This window comes from Streptomyces sp. NPDC043876, assembly GCF_056435825.1.
Genome location: NZ_JBWKDV010000006.1, coordinates 295,406 through 314,126 on the forward strand (window position 1 = coordinate 295,406; position 18,721 = coordinate 314,126).

11 protein-coding genes are annotated in these 18,721 nt (G+C 73.6%); 10 read left to right on the forward strand and 1 reads right to left on the reverse strand.

The genetic code is table 11. From position 1 onward, the window contains the following. Positions 1 to 44 precede the first annotated feature (44 nt). From AC0693_RS20865 to AC0693_RS20875, 3 genes are all read left to right on the forward strand, one after another. Positions 45 to 1,265: a sugar ABC transporter permease gene (locus AC0693_RS20865; protein WP_356405650.1), complete on the forward strand. Its 1,221-nt coding sequence runs from the start codon at positions 45 to 47 to the stop codon at positions 1,263 to 1,265. A 291-nt stretch (positions 1,266 to 1,556) separates the two neighbouring features. Continuing rightward, a complete protein-coding gene (gene dxs / locus AC0693_RS20870; protein ID WP_469334147.1) occupies positions 1,557 to 3,473 on the forward strand; it encodes a 1-deoxy-D-xylulose-5-phosphate synthase in 1,917 nt (638 codons plus the stop codon). Between the two features lie 170 nt (positions 3,474 to 3,643). Then, entirely contained in the window at positions 3,644 to 5,236 is a 1,593-nt protein-coding gene (locus AC0693_RS20875; protein WP_478802510.1) for an amino acid permease, read from the forward strand. Positions 5,237 to 5,296: 60 nt separating this feature from the next. Here the strand turns inward: AC0693_RS20875 and AC0693_RS20880 are convergent, their stop codons facing one another. Then, positions 5,297 to 6,469 (reverse strand): LCP family protein, encoded by a 1,173-nt coding sequence (locus tag AC0693_RS20880; RefSeq protein ID WP_478802511.1) that lies wholly within the window; start codon positions 6,467 to 6,469, stop codon positions 5,297 to 5,299. 232 nt (positions 6,470 to 6,701) lie between these two features. Between AC0693_RS20880 and AC0693_RS20885 the strand changes: the two genes are divergently transcribed. The 7 genes from AC0693_RS20885 (at position 6,702) to AC0693_RS20915 (ending at position 18,706) form a co-directional block, all read left to right on the forward strand. Then, positions 6,702 to 8,315 (forward strand): PLL family lectin, encoded by a 1,614-nt coding sequence (locus AC0693_RS20885; RefSeq protein ID WP_478802512.1) that lies wholly within the window; start codon positions 6,702 to 6,704, stop codon positions 8,313 to 8,315. A gap of 142 nt (positions 8,316 to 8,457) precedes the next feature. Next, positions 8,458 to 10,053, forward strand: coding sequence for a stealth family protein (locus AC0693_RS20890; protein WP_469334139.1), 1,596 nt, complete (start codon positions 8,458 to 8,460; stop codon positions 10,051 to 10,053). 14 nt (positions 10,054 to 10,067) lie between these two features. After that, positions 10,068 to 11,867, forward strand: coding sequence for a sugar phosphotransferase (locus AC0693_RS20895; RefSeq protein WP_478802513.1), 1,800 nt, complete (start codon positions 10,068 to 10,070; stop codon positions 11,865 to 11,867). After that, the gene (locus AC0693_RS20900) at positions 11,864 to 13,654 is read left to right on the forward strand and encodes a stealth family protein (RefSeq protein ID WP_478802514.1); all 1,791 of its coding nucleotides are present in this window, start codon (positions 11,864 to 11,866) and stop codon (positions 13,652 to 13,654) included. The genes AC0693_RS20895 and AC0693_RS20900 overlap by 4 nt, the downstream gene beginning before the upstream one ends. Next, positions 13,651 to 15,756, forward strand: a complete 2,106-nt coding sequence (locus tag AC0693_RS20905) for a glycosyltransferase family 4 protein (RefSeq protein WP_478802515.1) — start codon at positions 13,651 to 13,653, stop codon at positions 15,754 to 15,756. The genes AC0693_RS20900 and AC0693_RS20905 overlap by 4 nt, the downstream gene beginning before the upstream one ends. After that, positions 15,753 to 17,720, forward strand: a complete 1,968-nt coding sequence (locus AC0693_RS20910; RefSeq protein ID WP_356405445.1) for a hypothetical protein — start codon at positions 15,753 to 15,755, stop codon at positions 17,718 to 17,720. The genes AC0693_RS20905 and AC0693_RS20910 overlap by 4 nt, the downstream gene beginning before the upstream one ends. After that, the gene (locus tag AC0693_RS20915; protein WP_478802516.1) at positions 17,717 to 18,706 is read left to right on the forward strand and encodes an endonuclease/exonuclease/phosphatase family protein; all 990 of its coding nucleotides are present in this window, start codon (positions 17,717 to 17,719) and stop codon (positions 18,704 to 18,706) included. The genes AC0693_RS20910 and AC0693_RS20915 overlap by 4 nt, the downstream gene beginning before the upstream one ends. Positions 18,707 to 18,721 lie beyond the last annotated feature (15 nt).

Sequence of the window (18,721 nt, forward strand, 5' to 3'; positions counted from 1 at the left end):
AGCACGCCAGGCCGACCGACCCCGTCCCGGCCGCCGCGGACGCCATCCCGGCCGTGGACCCCCGGCTGCTCGTGCGCGAGCAGGGGTTCGCCGGTTACCTGAACGAGTTCGGCCGCAAGCTCAAGGCCGGCGACCTGGGCTCCGTCCCCGTCGTCCTCGGTCTGATCATCATCTGGAGCATCTTCCAGAGCCTGAACTCGAACTTCCTCGGCCCCGAGAACCTCACCAACATCGCGATCACGATGACGGCCACCGGCATGATGGCGGTCGGCATCATCTTCGTCCTGCTGCTCGGCGAGATCGACCTCTCGGTCGGTTCGGTCAGCGGCGTCTCGGGCGCCATCGTCGCGGTCCTCGCCGTCACCCACGGCGTCAACGAATGGCTGGCCGTCCTCGCGGCGATCGCCGGAGGCGCCCTGATCGGCTCCCTCCACGGCTTCTTCTTCGCCAAGATCGGCGCCCCGGCCTTCGCCGTCACCCTGTCGGGCCTGCTGTTCTGGTCCGGCGCCATGCTGCAGATCCTCGGCAGCAACGGCACCGTCAACATCGACGCGGACGGCGTGGTCGGCAAGCTGACCACGTACTTCTTCTCGGACGTGGCCGTCGGTTACGGGCTCGCCGCCCTCGCCACGGCGGCGTACTTCCTCGCCTCCTTCTCCGACGCGCGGCGTCGCGAGGCCGCCGGGGTCCCCTCCCGCCCGCTCGGCGAGATCCTGCTGCGCACCGCGCTCCTCGCGGTGTTCACCTTCGGCCCCGCCGTCGTCTTCAACCAGTACAAGGGCATGCCGCTCGCGGTCCTGCTCTTCCTGCTGGCCCTGGTCGCCACGGACTTCGTCCTGCGGCGCACCACCTTCGGCCGCCAGGTCTTCGCCCTCGGCGGCAGCGTCGAGGCCTCCCGGCGCTCGGGCATCAACGTGAACCGGGTGCGCATCACCGTCTTCGCCATCGCGGGCACGTTCGCGGCGATCGGCGGCCTGTTCTGGGCCTCCAAGATCGCGGCGGCGAACCAGAGCGCCGGCGCGGGCGACCTGCTGATGAACGTCATCGCGGCGGCCGTCATCGGCGGCACCAGCCTCTTCGGCGGCCGCGGCCGCACCTGGAACGCCCTCCTCGGTGTCATGGTCATCACATCGATCCAGTACGGTCTGGCCCTGGAGGGGATCGCCACACCGATCCAGTACATGATCACCGGCGCGGTGCTGCTGGCCACCGTGGTGATCGACTCCGTCACCCGCAAGACGCAGAAGACGGCGGGACGCGCCTAGCCGCACCCCGCCCGGATCCCGGTCCGCCCCTGGTCGGACCGCGATCCGGCCCGGCGGCGGCCGGGACACGCCCGGGCCCGACACGTCCGGGCGTACACCGCTCATGTGCCCGGCGCCACCTCGTGTGGTGCCGGGCACCTGTGCGTACGTCCACTCGAACGTGGTGTGTGAGCCCGTACCGGTGTGTACAGATATGACAAAGGCGGGACAGTGGCGGGACGGCCCGGCGACCGGCGCCGTGAGCGGAACATTAGACTCGACAGACCAGCAAGCAACTGCAAGGAGGCACGGGTGCTGCTGACCCGCATCAAGGGACCGCGCGATCTGGACCGGCTCAGCCAGGAGGAGCTCGACCAGCTCGCCGCCGAGATCAGGTCTTTCCTCGTCGACGCCGTCTCCAAGACCGGCGGGCACCTCGGCCCCAACCTCGGTGTGGTCGAACTGACGATCGCCCTGCACCGGGTCTTCGACTCGCCGAAGGACAAGGTCCTCTTCGACACCGGCCACCAGGCCTACGTCCACAAGCTGCTCACGGGCCGCCAGGACTTCGGGAACCTGCGCGCCAAGGGGGGCCTGTCCGGCTACCCCTCGCGCGCCGAGTCCGACCACGACGTCATCGAGAACTCGCACGCCTCCACGGTCCTCGGCTGGGCCGACGGCCTCGCCAAGGCCAACGAGGTGCTCGGCCGCGAGGACCACCACGTCGCGGCCGTCATCGGCGACGGCGCCCTCACCGGCGGCATGGCCTGGGAGGCGCTGAACAACATCGCCGCCGCCAAGGACCGCCCGCTGGTGATCGTCGTCAACGACAACGAGCGCTCCTACGGGCCCACCATCGGCGGTCTCGCGAACCACCTGGCCACCCTGCGCACCACGGACGGCTACGAGCGCTTCCTGGCCCGCGGCAAGGACCTGCTGGAGCGCACGCCGGTCGTCGGCAAGCCGCTCTACGAGACCCTGCACGGAGCCAAGAAGGGCCTCAAGGACTTCATCGCCCCCCAGGGCATGTTCGAGGACCTCGGCCTGAAGTACATCGGGCCGATCGACGGGCACGACATCGACGCCCTGGAGTCCGCCCTGCAGCGCGCCAAGCGCTTCAGCGGGCCGGTCATCGTGCACTGCCTCACGCAGAAGGGGCGGGGGTACGAGCCCGCCGTCCAGGACGAGGCGGACCGCTTCCACGCGGTCGGCGTGATCCACCCGGACACCGGCCTGCCGGTGACCACCGACGCCGCCAGCTGGACCTCCGTCTTCGCCGACGAGATGGTCAAGCTGGGCAAGGAGCGCAAGGACCTCGTCGCGATCACCGCGGCCATGCTCCAGCCCGTGGGCCTGAAGAAGTTCGCGGACGCCTACCCGGACCGGATCTTCGACGTCGGCATCGCCGAGCAGCACGCCGCCACCTCGGCGGCGGGCCTGGCGACCGGCGGCGCCCACCCGGTCTTCGCGGTCTACGCGACCTTCCTCAACCGCGCCTTCGACCAGGTCCTCATGGACGTGGCCCTGCACAAGTGCGGGGTCACCTTCGTGCTCGACCGGGCCGGGGTCACCGGTACGGACGGCGCTTCCCACAACGGCATGTGGGACATGTCGATCATGCAGGTCGTGCCGGGCCTGCGCCTGGCCGCCCCGCGCGACGCGGAACAGCTGCGCGCCCAGCTGCGCGAGGCCGTCGAGGTCAAGGACGCCCCGACCGTGGTGCGCTACTCCAAGGGCGTCGTCGGCCCGGCCGTCCCGGCCGTCGGCCGGATCGGCGGCATGGACGTGCTGCGCACCCCGGCCCCCGAGGTCACCCGTCCGGACGTACTCATCGTCTCGGTCGGCGCGCTCGCCCCGATGTGCCTGGAGATCGCCGATCTGCTGGACAAGCAGGGCATCTCCTCGACCGTCGTGGACCCGCGCTGGGTCAAGCCGGTGGACGAGGCCCTGGCCCCGCTCGCCGACGGCCACCGCGTCGTCGTCACCGTCGAGGACAACGGGCGCACCGGCGGCGTCGGCTCGGCCGTCTCGCAGGCCCTGCGGGACGCGGGCGTCGACGTACCGCTGCGCGACTTCGGCATCCCGCAGCGCTTCCTGGACCACGCCTCCCGCAAGGAGGTCATGGCCGAGATCGGGCTGACGGCTCCGGACATCGCGCGGCAGGTCACCGGCCTGGTCGCCAAGCTGGACGGCCGCTACGAGAGCGAGCCCGCCGCCACGGTCGACTAGCGGGCCGGGGGCGCCGGGAGCGTCCCGGCGCCTGATCATCTGCGGTTGCACGCCACGGGCCGGAAGGTTCACCCTGAGGGGGTGGGCCCTCCGGCCCGTCTCGTTTCCGGTGCTTTCCCGCGCGGTCCGATCCCGCGCGGTGCGATGCGGTCTCTTCTGGAGGTGCGTCGGTGCGTACGAATCTGAACAGCCCCTTCCGTACCAAATCCGTCGAACAGTCCATCCGTGACACGGAAGAACCGGAACACGCGCTCCGGAAATCCCTCTCGGCCTGGGACCTCACCGTCTTCGGCGTCGGCGTCATCATCGGCACCGGCATCTTCGTCCTCACCGGCAAGGTCGCCAAGGAGACCGCCGGTCCCGCCACCGCCCTCGCGTTCGTCGCGGCCGGCGTGGTGTGCGCGCTGGCCGCCCTCTGCTACGCCGAGTTCGCCTCGACCGTGCCGGTGGCCGGCTCCGCCTACACCTTCTCGTACGCCTCGATCGGCGAGCTGCCCGCCTGGATCATCGGCTGGGACCTGGTGCTGGAGTTCGCGCTGGGCACCGCCGTCGTGGCCGTCGGCTGGTCGGGCTACGTCCGCTCGCTGATGGACAACGCGGGCATCCACCTGCCGGCCTCGCTCCAGGGGCCCGACGTGCCGGGCGGCACCTTCGACCTGCTCGCCTTCGTCCTGGTGCTGGTCCTCACCGCGATCCTCGTCGTCGGGGTGAAGCTCTCCGCGCGGATCACCGGGATCGTCGTGGCCATCAAGGTCACGGTGGTGCTCATCGTGATCATCGCGGGCCTGTTCTTCATCACGAAGTCGAACTACCACCCGTTCATCCCACCGGCCCAGCCCCAGAAGGGCGGCTCGGGGCTCGACGCCCCGCTGGTCCAGCTGATCTTCGGCTACCAGCCCACCAACTTCGGTGTGATGGGCATCTTCACCGCCGCCTCCGTCGTCTTCTTCGCCTTCATCGGCTTTGACGTGGTGGCCACCGCCGCCGAGGAGACCCGGCTGCCGCAGAAGGACATGCCGCGCGGCATCCTCGGCTCGCTGGTCATCTGCACCGTGCTCTACGTCGCGGTGTCGATCGTGGTCACGGGCATGCAGAACTACAGACAGCTCTCCACCAGCGCCCCGCTGGCCGACGCCTTCAAATCCGCCGGGCACCCGGTGTACGGGGGCATCATCAGCTTCGGCGCGGCCGTCGGTCTGACCACCGTCTGCATGATCCTGCTGCTCGGCCAGACCAGGGTGTTCTTCGCGATGAGCCGCGACGGACTGCTGCCCCGCTTCTTCTCGCGGACCCACCCCAAGTTCCGTACGCCCTACCGGCCGACGATCCTGCTCGGCGTGATCATCGCGATCGTCGCCGGGTTCACCAGCATCAATGAGCTGGCCACCCTGGTGAACATCGGCACGCTCTTCGCCTTCGTCGTCGTGGCGCTCGGAGTGATCGTCCTGCGCCGCACCCGCCCCGACCTGCACCGGGCCTTCCGGACCCCGTGGGTGCCGCTGGTGCCGATCCTGTCGATCGCGGCGTCGCTGTGGCTGATGCTCAACCTGCCGGCCGAGACCTGGCTGCGGTTCGGGATCTGGATGGTCGTCGGCTTCTTCGTCTACTTCCTGTACGGAAGGCAGCACAGCCGGCTGGGACGGGGCGAGGGCATGCCGGTGGCCGATGCCCCGGTCACCGGAACCGGCCAGGGGCCCGACACGGGGCCGGGGCCCGACGCGGGCCGGACGCCCGGCGCGGGCCCGGGGCCCGGCACGTACTGACCGGCGGGGCTCCGGCCGCGCGAAGCCCGCGACTGCGAGGAGTCCCCGGCCGCCGACGGATCAGCCGCCGGTGGCCGGGGACTTCGTCGCGTCGGCCGGGATCGGCCGGTCGTTGCGCAGGGCCTCCCACAGGGTGCCGGCCTGCGGCTCGGCGACGACCACGCGGTTGCGGTCGACCTTGTCGTAGTCGACCGGCAGCATGATGGTCTCCATCGTGCTCGGGTCGACGCCCTTCATGCTCTGCGCGAAGTCGGCGAGCGCGGTCAGCGAACCGAGGCCGGAGTCGGTGGTCAGCGACTTGGTCCCGGCGTCGGCGAGCTTGTACAGCCGGGCCGGGTTGCCGAGGGCGTCCTGCTGCTTGATCTCGGAGAGCATCGCCATCATGAACTGCTGCTGGAGGCCTATGCGTCCGAGGTCGCTGCCGTCGCCGTAGCCGTAGCGGGTACGGACGAACTTCAGCGAGTCGGTGCCGTTGAGGCGGTGCGTCCCGGCATCCAGCTTGAGCCCGCCCTTGGACCCCGACATGGGCTTGTCCAGGGTCACGGTGACCCCGCCGAGGGCGTCGACCAGGCCCTTGAACCCGGCGAAGTCCACCTCCACGAAGTGGTCCACCCGGATCCCCGACATCTGCTCCACGGTCTTGACCACACAGGCCGGACCGGCCGCGGAGTAGACGGAGTTGAACATGACCCGCTTCGCGGTTCCCAGAGTCTTGCCGTCCTCGTCCTTGCACTCGGGCCGGGTGACCAGGGTGTCGCGGGGGATGCTCACCGCGGTGGCCTTCGCCCGGCCCTCGGGCAGGTGCACGAGCATGGCGGTGTCCGAACGGGCCCCGCTGACGTCGCCGTGGTCGAGGTCGCCGTTGGCCCCGGCACGCGAATCGGATCCGAGCACGAGGACGTTCTGGGCCCCGGGGACCACCTTGGCGGGCCGGTTGTCCCCGATGGCGTCGTCGAGGTCGACGCTGTCGATGTTCCCGTTCAGGTGGCTGTAGGCCCACCACCCGGCGCCCGCGCCCGCGAGGAGCAGCACCGCGACCAGCGCCAGGACGGTCCGCAGGACCCGGCGTCCGCGCGAGCGCGGCGGTCGGGCGCCCGTACCGCCCGTGCCCCCGGCGCCGTCCGCACCGCCGGAGCCGCCCGCGCCGCCCGCCGCGGCCACGTCGACCGGGCCGTCGGAGCCGTCCGCAGATGCGGCCGACGTGCTGTCTGGTGACGCGGCGTTGGTCTTCATCTGCCCCGGTCCTCCGCTCGATTGTTCGATCGCGCACTATAGACCACCGGCGCCCTTCCTATAGTCGACCGATGTCATCGGTGTGCGAGGATCACGGGCGCGAAGGAACGGGCGGGAGCGACGGGTGGGGGCGGGCCCAGCGGTGAAGAGCGAGCGATCGTCGCGGCGCCGGCGCCGCGGGGCCCCCGCCGCCGGACCGGCCCCCCGCATCCCCTCCCACACCCTCCACGTGGTGGCCCATCCGGCCGACGCCCTCGCCGTGACCGGCAGCGCGCTGTTCGGCGCGCTGGCCGAACCGGACCGCGCGGTGACGGTCGTCTGCCTGGTCCCGGGACCGCCGCAGGCCCGCGACCACCTCCTCGACGTGATCGGCCGCGGCGGCCCCTGGGAGCGGGCCGCCGAACCGCTGGGCCGCGACGCGGTGTTGCACCTCTTCCGGCTCCGCACCCGTCCGGCGACGACGGTCTGCTTCGCCGAGCCGTCGCGGTCGCCGGTCGCGGCGGCCCCCCGAGCCCCGGGCGGCGCACCGGAGTTCGCCGCCCTCGCCGCCGCGCTGCTGCGCCGCTTCGCGCCCACCCTGGTGTGCACCCTGGACCCGGATCCCGAACACCTCGGGTGGAGCGAGCCGCAGGGCGCGGTGTACGCCGACCACCCCGACCACGCGGCCGTGGCGGAGGGCGTGCTGGAGGCGGTGCGGTCCGAGCGCCTGCCCGGCCTCGTCGTGGAGTGCTTCCGGGCCGCCGGTTCCTGCGGCCGGGCCGCCCCCACCGCCATCGCCCGCTACCCCGGGCCCCGGATCGGGCTCGGCCGGGGCCCCGACGGGCGGCTGACCGCCCACGCCGCGCTCGGCGGGGCGGTGGTGCGCTGGACCGAGCGGGCCCCCGGCGGCCCCGACTGGGTGCGCGAGGAACTCGACACCCCGCCCCTGCTGCCGGTGCTGTCCGTGGCCCGGACCGCGCAGGGGTGGGTCCACCTCTTCTCGCTGCGCCGCACCGCCGCGTCCGGACCGGCGGGCGCCGGGGTCGAGGTGGTGCACGCCGTGCAGTACCAGACCGGGCGCCCCGTGGGCAGCTGGCACGGGCTGGGCAACCCGAACGGGGCGCACACCGGCAAGGGCCGCGCGGCCGGGGTGCCGTGCGCGGTGGTCGACGCCGAGGGCTGCGTCCACGTGTACGTCCGCAACTTCGGGCGCGGGCTGAGCGCCCGCTCGCAGCGCGAGGACGGCTCCTGGACGCCCTGGCGGGACCTCCAGGGGTCCGGGGTCCAGGACGGCGCGGCCGCCGCGCTCGACGCCGCGGGACGGCCCGTGCTGTTCGCCCCGTCCCGGGACGGGGTGCTGCACTGGCGCCACGACCCCGCGGCCGGCGACCTGCGCCGCGCCGGACCGCCGCTGCCGTTGCTCGCGCCCCCGGGCGCCGGGCTGACCGCGCTGGCCACCGGGCCCGGCCGGGTCACCGTCTACGGCTGCGACGAACGGGACGGGTCGACGTACGCCCTGCGCCCCGACGGGACGCTGACGTCCCTGGGCGGCGCAGGAGCGGCCGGGCCCGCCGCGGCGGCCGCGACGGGCGCGCTGCGCACGGCCATCGACGGCTACGACTGCACGGTGCTGCTGCGCCGGACGCCCGACGGCCCGGTCGGGATGGCGGCGTACCCGACCGAGCAGGAGCAGGCCGGACTCTGGTGGGAGCCGCTGGGCGCGCCGGGCCTGCGGGAACCGGCGGCCGCCGTGGACGCGTTCGGCCGCCTCACGGTCGTCTCCCTGGGCGCGGACGGCCGATTGTCCGTGGCCCGCCAGGATCCGGCGGTCCCGGGGCTGGCCTTCGGCGGATGGGTGGTCCTTTAGCATCCCGGGGCGTCGTCCGGGTGCCGGGGGGTAAGCCGCCTTCCTTTATAATTTCCGAATCTTGCGGCGATGGGACCGGGAACTCGGCAGCGTGCGAGACGCGGCGCGAGAGACCGGTGACAGAAGGCGCGGAAAGGTTCACATGCCTGGTGGTGCGATACGGGCCGGGGCGGAGCACATGGGTCCGGTCGGTGGGACCGGCGGTCCCACCCTGTCGGTGGGGGACGCGGGCGACACGGCGTACGCCGACCCCCGCGCGACCCCGCTGGCCGCCCGCGAGGCCAACCGCGCCGCCGTCGCCGGACTCCTCGACGCCCTCGGGGTCGCCCACTTCGCCGTCCGCGGCAAGTCCGACCACGGCACGGTCATCGCGGTGGAGGAGGCCGACCGGGCCCGGGTGCTCGAAGGCCTGCGGCGGCTCCTGGCCCCCTCCGCCGGGTACGTCACCGCCCTGGCCGCCGAACCGCTGCGCACCCCCCGGCCCGTCCCCGGTCATGATCCGGCGGTGTGGCAGCGCGCCCGGACGGCCGCCGCGGTCCAGGTCAGCTGGTACCGCACCGACCCCGGCGGACACCTGGTCCTCGGGCACGAATACGGCTGCGCGGTCGAGTTCTGGGCCCGCCAGGGCGACCGGCTGACCGCCCCGCGCGCCAACCGCGTCGCCTGGTCCGTGGCCGCCGACGGTCCCCTCATGCTGGGCGCCGGACGGCTGTTCAGCCGCTTCGTGCCCGTCCACACCACCCTCCCCGAGGCACCCGCGCTGGCGACCCGGCCGGAGTTCCTGGTCCCGCTGGTCGAGGACATCGACTTCCCCGTGGACGCCGTCTACACCTGGGTCGACGGCAACGACCCGGTCTGGGCGGCCCGCAAGGCCTCCGCGCGCGGCGAGGCCTACCACGCCGAATCCGCCAGCGACGCCCGCTTCCTCAGCCGCGACGAACTGCGCTACTCGCTGCGCTCGCTGCACCTGTTCGCGCCCTGGATCCGCACCGTCCACGTGGTCACCGACGACCAGGTGCCCGCCTGGATGCGCCGCGACCTGCCCGGCTTCCGGATCGTCAGCCACCGCGAGATCTTCCGGAACCCGGACGACCTGCCCACCTTCAACTCGCACGCCATCGAGAGCCGGCTGCACCACGTGCCCGGACTCTCCGAGCACTTCCTGTACTTCAACGACGACATGTTCCTCGGCCGCCCGCTGACCCCGCACACCTTCTTCAGCCCCGTCGGCACGGCGCGCTACTTCCCCTCCCAGAACCGGATCCCGCAGGGCCCGGTGACCGACGCCGACACCCCCGTCGACGCCGCCTGCAAGAACAACCGGGCGCTGCTTCTGGAGCGGTTCGGCCGGGTCATCACGCAGCCCATGGAGCACATCCCCTACGCCCTGCGCCGCAGCGCCATGGCGGAGGCCGAGGCGGACTTCCCGCGCGAGTGGGCCCGTACCTCCGCCAGCCGGTTCCGCGCGATGACCGACCTGTCCCCGACCTCGTCCCTGGCGCTGTACTACGCGGCGCTCACCGGCCGGGCCCAGCCGGGCTCCATGGCCTTCACCTACCTCCAGCTGGCCGTGCCGGACCTCGCGCGGCGCCTGGAGCGGCTGCTGAAGGGACGGGACCAGGACTCCTTCTGCCTGAACGACGCCTTCTCGACCCCGGAGGACATGGCGGTGCAGCAGGAACTCCTCTCCGGGTTCCTGAACGCGTACTTCCCCGTCCCCGGCCCCTGCGAACTCTGAGGAGGAGCGTGCGCGTGCAAGATTCCGGATCGACGACTTCCGCCTCGCAGGTCTACCAGAAGCTGGTTCCCCGGCCGGTGCGGACCGTGGCCATGAACACCGTGCCCGTCCAGGTGCGCCGCACGCTGAAGAAGCGCCTGGACCGCGCCCTGGCCCAGCGTGAGTCCCGGCTGCACCAGCGGGCGCTGCGGCGGCTGCGGACCACGGACTTCAGCAACTTGCCCGAAGGGCGCACCAAGGCCGCGGACGGCCGGGTCGGCCACGTCCACTCCGGACTCACCCCCGACCTCGCCCGGCGCACCGACCTCGCCCTGGTGACGACCGTGCTCGACGCGGCGAAGATCCCGTGGTTCACCGTGCCCGCCCTCGACGACCGCCGGATGTGCCTGGCCGTCCCCCGCGAGCACAAGGGCGCCGTGCGGCGCGTGCTGCGCGCCCTGCTGGAGCGGCAGACGGGGTACGTCGTCTCCGTCGCTCCGGGCAAGGACGACACGGCGAAGATCCCCGGCAGCCACGTCAAGGCCTGGAAGCACTTCGGCGCGGCCCGGGTGATCCGGATCGTGTGGCTGCGCACCGACCCGACCGGCTCCCTGTGGGTGGGCGAGAACCAGGGCGTCGAGATCGAGTTCTGGACCACGGACACCACCCGGGGCGCCCCCCGGCTGGTCGGCCCCCGCCCCAACCGGGTGCAGCGGGTCGTCCCCGCCGAGGCCCCGCGGACGGTGGAGATCACCCACGACCGGCTCACCGGGTACGCCGACACCGACGCGGGCGCCGAGCCGACGCTGACCCGGGAGGGGTTCGACGTCCCGCGCGTGGAGGAGGTCACCTTCCCCGTCGACGCCGCGGTGCTGTGGTGCCACGACGAGCCGTGGGGCGAGGAACTGCTGCGCGCCACCCTGCGCTCCCTGCACCAGTACGCGCCCTGGACCGACATGGTGCACCTGCTGGCCGTCGCGCCCGTACCGCAGTGGGTGCACGCGGACGACCGGCTGCGGATCGTGCCCGCCGGACCGGACGCGGAGCAGCACCTGCACGCGGTGCCCGGCCTCGCCGACCGCTTCCTGTACTTCCGGCCCGGCGCCCTGCTCGGCCGCCCCGTGCGGCCGTTCGACTACTTCACCGCGCTCGGCGGGACCCGGCCGCGGCGCGGCCCGTGGACGGCCCGGGAGGCGGCGGCGCCCTGGACGGGCTGGGCGTACTCCTTCACGCAGCGCGCGGTGACCCACGGCTACGCGCCGGGCCCGCAGCCCTTCGCGCGGGAGATACTGGCCGCCGTGGCCGACGGGTTCGCCGGCCACCAGCCGCTCACCGACGGCCAGTACGCCCCCGAACTGGAGGGCACCCACCCGCTCGACGGGGTAGTCCACCACGCCGCGCACTTCTCCGGGCACGCCGAGCCCTCCGGCGAGGCCACGATCGCCGTCCACGCGGCCGTGCCCGGCGTCACCCGCTGGCTCGACCGTCTCCTCGTACGCCGCGACGCGCAGCAGATGCAGCTGTGCGGACTGGGCTCGCCCGACGCGCTGGACCACGGCGGGACCCGGTCCGTCACGGACTTCCTGCGCCGGTACTACCCGGTGCCCAGCCCCTTCGAACGGTCCCTGCCCGAGCCCCCGCCCGCAGCCGAGCCCGCCGCGCCGGCCGGGTCCGCCGACCAGGACGGCTTCGGCTCCGCGTCCGCGCTGCTGGCCGGCTTCGCCTTCGAGGAGTTCGGGACCGGCACGGACACCGACGCCGACGGCTTCCGCTTCGGCTTCGAGCCCGCGTCCCCCGTGGCGAGCGCGCGCGGGGAGGCGGGCAGTCCTTCATGACCGTGGCGAACCCCGAAGCGTCCCCGGCCGTCTCCCTCTACCGCGCCGTGCTGCCCACCCGGCTGCGCCGCGGCCTGGCCCGGCGCATCCCGGCCGGGTTGCGGGCCCTGGTCAAGCGGCTGCTGCGCGGGGCCCGGTTCGGCCTCGGCCCGGCCCGCTCGCTGCGCGCCCGGCGGGCCCGCCGGCGCTGGCCCGACCTGTTCCCTACGGGCGGGGGTCTCGCCGCGCCCGCCGAGGGGAGCGCCCGGATCGCGCTGGTCCGGCCCACCGCCTCGCCGCTCGGGCTGCGCGAGGCCAACCTCGAACTGGTCGTCGCCGCCCTGGAGCGGGCGGGCGTCGACCACTTCGCCGTGCGCGGCGCCAGCGACCTGCGGGCCTGCTTCGCCGTGCGCGCGGCGGACCGGCCCCGGGTGGCCGCCGCCCTGCGGGAGTGCGCGCGCCGCACACCGGTGTACGTCGGCCACGGCCCCCTGGACGCGGCGGTGGCGGCGGACGACGCGCCGCGGCCCCCGGGCCGGGTCGCGCTCGGCGGCTCGCGGCGCGGCCGGCGGATCACCGCGGCGGCCGCCGTGCTGCGCGTCGGCATGATCTGGCGGGACCCGGGCGGCACCCTCACACTCGGCCTCGAATACGGCTGCGACCTGGAGTTCTGGGAGCAGGAGGAGGGGCGGCTGATCGCACCCCGGCCCAACCGGGTGACCGGCAGCGTGCCCTGCGACGCGCCCCGCATCACGGTCCCCGTGAACCGGCTCACCTCCTTCGCCTCCCACCACACCCGCCGCACCCGCCACGTCCGTACCGTCGAGGCCTACGCGGCCTCCCTGCCCGAGGACATACGCTTCCCCGTCGACGTCGTCTACACCTGGGTCGACGGCGACGACCCCGAATGGCGGCGCCGCCGCCGCGAACAGGGCGGCGAGGGCTACCACGCGGAGTCCGCCAACCCCGCCCGCTACCTCAACCGCGACGAACTGCGCTACTCCCTGCGCTCGCTGGAGCAGCACGCGCCCTGGGTCCGCCGGATCTTCCTGGTCACCGACCGGCAGCGACCGCAGTGGCTGGAGGAGGGCCACCCCCGGATCACGGTGGTCGACCACCGGGAGATATTCGACGACCCCGCGGCCCTGCCCACCTTCAACTCCCACGCCATCGAGAGCCGTCTGCACCACATCGACGGCCTCGCCGAGCACTTCCTCTACTTCAACGACGACATGTTCCTGGGCCGGCCCGTCACCCCCCGGGACTTCTTCCTGTCGAACGGCATGACCCGCGCGTTCCTCTCGCCGTCCCAGATCCCGCGCTCCGAGGTCACCCCGGGGGACCGCCCGGTGAACGCCGCGGCCAAGAACAACCGCCGGCTCCTGGAGGAGCTGTTCGGCACCACCCTCGTGCAGAAGCTGCGGCACGCCCCCTACCCGCTGCGCCGCAGCGTCCTCGCGGAGATAGAGGAGAGGTTCGCCGGACCGCACCGGGCCACCACCTTCAGCCGGTTCCGCAGCGCGACCGACCTCTCCGTCCCCTCCTCCCTCTACCACTACTACGCCTACCTGACGGGCCGCGCGGTGCCCTCGGACATCGCCTTCGCCTACCTCCCCCTGGACCGGCCCCAGATCGAGCGGCGACTGAACATCCTGCTGGCCCGCCGCGACCGCCAGGCCTTCTGCATCAACGACACCGTCTCCGACGGCCACGACCAGGAGCGCCAGGCCCGCATGGTCCAGGACTTCCTGCGGGCCTACTTCCCCGTCCCCGGCCCCTTCGAGCGGAAGGAGTTCCACGACCGATGAAGATCTCCTTCCTGATCAACAACATCTACGGCATCGGCGGCACGAACCGGACGGTGATCAACCTCGCCGAGGCGCTGTCCGCGGACCACGAGGTCGAGATCGTCTCGGTCTTCCGCCGTACCTCCGCGCCCCCCACATTCACCATCTCCCCCCAGGTCGCCGTGCGCGCCCTGGTGGACCTCAGGCCCGGCGCCGCGGGCGCCGACCGGGGCCACCCGGACCTGGCGGGACCCACCGACGTGGTGCCCCGCCAGGAGGAGTTCCACGAGCAGTACAGCGCGCTGTCCGACCGGCGGATCATCGACGAGCTGCGCGGGACCGCGGCCGACGTGGTCGTCGGCACCCGGCCCAGCCTCAACCTGTTCGTGGCCCGCCACACCCGCGACTCCGCGCTGCGGGTGGCCCAGGAGCACATGACGCACCTGGCCATCCCGGCGGCCGTCCGGGCGGAGATGGCCCGCGTCTACGGGCGCCTCGACCTCGTCACCACGGTCACCGAGGCCGACGCCCGTTCCTTCCGGGAGCACACGCCGGTCCCCGCAGTGCCCGTGCACGCCGTGCCCAACAGCGTGCCCCGCCCCGTGGTCGCCCCCTCCGACGGCACCCGCAAGGTGATCGTCAGCGCGGGCCGCATGCACCACGTCAAACGCTACGACCTGCTGATCCGCGCCTTCGCCCGGCTCGCCCCCGACTTCCCCGACTGGCGGCTGCGGATCTACGGCGACGGGGAGGAGACGGGCGCGCTGCGCACCCTCGTCAACGACCTGGACCTCGCCGGGCGGATCCTGCTGATGGGCGGGTTCTCCCCGATCGAGTCCGAGTGGGCCAAGGGCTCGGTCGCCGCCGTCACCTCCAGCGCCGAGTCCTTCGGGATGACCCTGGTGGAGGCCATGCGCTGCGGGCTGCCCGTCGTCGCCACCGACTGCCCGGTCGGCCCCCGCGAGATCCTGCGCGACGGCGAGGACGGCTTCCTCGTGCCCAACGGGGACGTCGCCGCCATCGCCGCCGGCCTCGGCCGGCTGATGGCCGACGCCCCGCTGCGCGCCGCGATGGCCGCCGCCGCGCTGCGCAACGCCGAGCGCTACGACCCGGCCGTGATCGCCGCCCGGTACACCGCGCTGTTCGAGGAGGCCGCCGGACGCCGCGCGGCCGCCCGCTCCGGCTACCGCGGGCCGACCGCCGCCCGGCTGGGGCGCCCGCCCGGCGACAGCGCCCCGCCCGCGTCCCTGCGCAGCGCCGTCTGCCACGCCGAGGCCCCCGACGCCGGCTGGCTGAGCCTCACCTGCGACGGCCCCGCGGGCACCCGCGGCCGCGGCGCCTTCCTGCTGCGCCACCGCCCCTCCAGCGGCTCCCGGCAGCCCGACCTCACCCTGGACACCGTGCACGAGGAACTGCCCACCGGCGCGGTGCGGCACACCGCCGTCGTGCCGCCCGCAGCCCTCGACCACCTCGGCGACGGCCGGTGGCGGGTCATGCTCTCCACCGGCAAGGGGGACCCCGTCCACCTCGCGGCCGGGATCCGCGACACCCGCGGCCTCATCGACGCCCGCGCCCGCCTGCTGGACGCCCCCGGCGCCGGACCCGTCCTGTGGAACCTGCCCTACGCGCAGCCGAACGGCGCCCTCATGCTGCGCACCGTGCACCGCGAGACGCACGCGGAAGCCCGCGAGGTCCGCGTCGGCGAGGACGGGATCACCGTCTCCGGCGTGCTCTGCGGAGCGCGGACCCTGGAGTACGGGGCCCGCTTCGTCCTCGTCCGGCGCGGCCCCCACCGCAGCGAGGTCTCGCTGCCGGTGGAGGTGCTCGGCGAGCGGTCCTTCCGGATGGAACTGCCCCTGGGCCGGCTGGTGGAGGACCGCCTCGCCCGCTGGGAGGACTGGGACTGGTGGCTCCAGCCGCACCCCGGCACCCGGCGCCGGGTCCGCGTCTGCCACCTCTTCGAGGACTTCCCCGACGTCCGGGGCGCCCATCCGTACCCCGCCGTCCCCCTCTCCGCCGACGACGTGTCCCGTTTCGTCGTCGTGCACCCGTCCCGGCCGGTCCGAGTCCGGCCCTACTGCTCCGTCTCCGGAGCCATGGCTATGAACGTGGTGGACCGATGAACCCGAACCGATCGATCCTGCACGTCGTCGCCCACCAGGACGACGACCTGTACTTCATGAACCCGGACCTGGTCCGCTCGCTCCAGGACGGCGACCCGGTCACCACGGTCGTCCTGACCGCGGGGGAGGGGGACGGCATCAACGCCGACACCAACGACCCCGAACGGGCCGCCCTGCCCACGGACTACACGGGCTACAGCACGGCCCGCGGCTGCGGCCTGCGCTCGGCCTACGCCCGGATGGCCACGGGCGACCGGGACAGCCCCTGGGGGCGCGAGGTCACCGAGCTGGTGCCCGGCTTCGCGGTGGAGCGCTTCACGCTCCTCGCGCACCCGACCGTGCGGATGTACTTCTGCCAGCTGCACATGGGCGTGCCCACGCCCTCCGGCGTCCGCACCCGGATGTTCGAGCTGTGGAACGGCGTCCACCCCACCCAGGCGACCGTGCCGGTCCTCGGCTCCGCGCTGACCCACGTGCAGCAGGTGTCCCGCGAGATGGTCATCGCGGGCCTGACCGCGCTGCTCGCCGAGATCCGGCCCACCACCGTCCGCACGCTGGACCCCGATCCGGAACACGACGGCGGCAAGAGCGAGTTCGTCACCTCCGACCACGTCGACCACGGCACCACCGCCGAGTTCGCGATCGCGGCCCTCGCCCGCCACCGCGACAGCGTGGAGCGCCCCCCGGTCGTCGAGTACTACCGCGCCTACGCCAACCGGTTCTGGGGCCCGAACCTGGACCGGATGGAGCTGGCCGAGAAGGCCGACTACCTGGCCACCTACATCGGCCTGGACGCCACGCACTGCCCGCAGGGCACCTGCCAGACGTGCGGCGACCGCCAGCTCGGCCCCAACCCCTACCGCAGCACCCACATGCGCAGCACCGCCTACCGCTATTCGCCGGCCACCGACTGGCTCCGGCTCGGGCCGGGCGGCCGGCTGAACGCCTTCACCGTCCTGTCGGGCCGCCTCGTGTTCTTCACCGAGACCGGCCCCGCGAGCGGCCGGTGGCAGGGGCCCTTCCCGCTCGGCGACGGCTGGCTCGCGCCCACCACGGCGGTGGCGGGGATCCCCGGGGGACCGGCCCACGTGGTCGCGCAGCGCCGCCGCACGGCCGAGGGCGGCGCGGTCGCCGTCGACCTCGTCTACACGACGCAGAACCCGGACGGCGGCGGGTTCAGCGGCTGGCAGTCGCTGGAGTCCCCGGAGTGGGTCCACCCCGACGGCCGCCGCCAGCGCGAACTCGGCGTCCCGATGGCCGCGGTGGACGGCGCGGGCCTGCTGTACGTATTCGCCCGCAACTTCGACCAGGGCATCTCCATGCGGCGCCAGAACGCCCAGGGCGGCTGGGAACCCTGGGTCAGCCTCGGCGGCAGCTTCCTCCAGGACGCGGGCACCGCCCTCACCACCGAGTTCGGCACCGTCGAGCTGTACGTACCGGGCAAGAACTCCGTGGTCCGCTGGTTCCAGAAGGAGCAGGGCGCACCCTTCACCCGGGACGACTCCCTGGTGACCGGCCCCGTCGCCACCGGCGGCATCACCGCCGTCAACTCTGGCGGCGGGCGCACCTGCCTCTACTTCCGCGAGGCCGGGACGCAGCAGGTCATGGCCTACCGCCAGCACGACACCGGCCGCTGGCCCGGCTCGGGCGCGGGGGTCGGCGGCCACGGCGGTACGGGCGCGGTCGCCGCACTGTGGGCCCCGCAGCGCGGCGCCCGCGAGGCGCACCTGGCCCACCGCAGCTCGCGCGGCCGGCTCACCGTCTCGATGCCCGACCGGGAGAAGGACGTCGCCGGGGCCCGCTGGCGGGAGGGCGGCGAGATGTTCGTCCAGGCCCCCGCCCTCGCCCACGACGCCGCGGGCGCCGTGACCGTCGCGGTCGTCGGGACCGACGGACGGCTGCGGGTCCGCCGCCAGCTCGCCCCGGAGACGGGGAGCCCGCTGGGGCCCGTCGTGACGGCGTGAGACGGCGACTCCCGGCGGCGCTGGGACTCACCGCCGTGGCGCTCGCCGCCGCCCTGGGCTGGGCCGGCGGCGCCGCCGACGCGCCGCTGTGGGACGGCTCCGGCGAGGCGGACCCGTCCGCCGGGCCCTCCGTGGTGGTCCTCCAGTGGAACATCTGCGGGGCCGCCCACCAGTGCGCCAACCACGGCGGCACGGGCAAGGGCACCTCGGTCACCCGGCTGGTCAACGAGGTGGTGCTGCGCCACCCCGACCTGCTCGGCGTCAACGAGATCTGCCGGGGCCAGTTCGAGGCGCTCCAGGGCGCGTTCAAGGAGCGCGGCCTGCCCCTCCAGGGCGCCTACCAGCAGATGCACGGCAACGTCCCGGCCTGCGGCGGCGACAGCTCCTATGGCCTGGCGGTGTTCTCCCGCGAGGCGCCGACCGGCCCGCCGCGCTACCGCGCCTTCACCGACACCGACGGGGAGACCTACCTGGCCGCGGGCCGCTCGGAACCGGTGCGGCGCGGGCTGCTGTGCCTGCCCACCCGGGCGCGCGGCCGCGAGGTGACCTTCTGCGGGGCGCACGCGGGGACCGCCGACAGCCAGCTGAAGGAGCTCCAGCGCTGGTTCGCCGACCCGGTCGCCTTCCCCTCGGCCCTGCCCGTGATCCTGGCGGGCGACCTGAACCAGCAGCCCAACGAGGCCTCCCTGGCCGGGCTGTACGGCCACACGCGCGGCGAGAAGGACCAGCACGACCCGGACGGGCGCTTCCTGGAGGCGGACGAGCGCAACCGGCGCTGGTTCAAGATGGGCGGGACCGGGGGAGTGCGCTGCCAGGACCCGGCGCCGGGGCGGTGCCGCAACGGCGCGCCCACCGCGGACGACGGCCGCAAGATCGACTACATCTTCGCCACCGAGGCCCACTTCACCGCGCCCCGGGCGGCGACGGTGAAGGTCCAGGAGTCCGACCACGTGCTGTACGAAGGCGTCTTCCAGTTCAAGCAGTAACGATTCGGCGGGGTA

Bases quoted from the DNA above. Each gene is read 5' to 3' on its own strand.
- AC0693_RS20900 (WP_478802514.1), top strand. From the start codon at position 11,864: ATGACCGTGGCGAACCCCGAAGCGTCCCCGGCCGTCTCCCTCTACCGC.
- AC0693_RS20880 (WP_478802511.1), bottom strand. From the start codon at position 6,469: ATGAAGACCAACGCCGCGTCACCAGACAGCACGTCGGCCGCATCTGCG.
- AC0693_RS20910 (WP_356405445.1), top strand. From the start codon at position 15,753: ATGAACCCGAACCGATCGATCCTGCACGTCGTCGCCCACCAGGACGAC.
- AC0693_RS20905 (WP_478802515.1), top strand. From the start codon at position 13,651: ATGAAGATCTCCTTCCTGATCAACAACATCTACGGCATCGGCGGCACG.
- AC0693_RS20890 (WP_469334139.1), top strand. From the start codon at position 8,458: ATGCCTGGTGGTGCGATACGGGCCGGGGCGGAGCACATGGGTCCGGTC.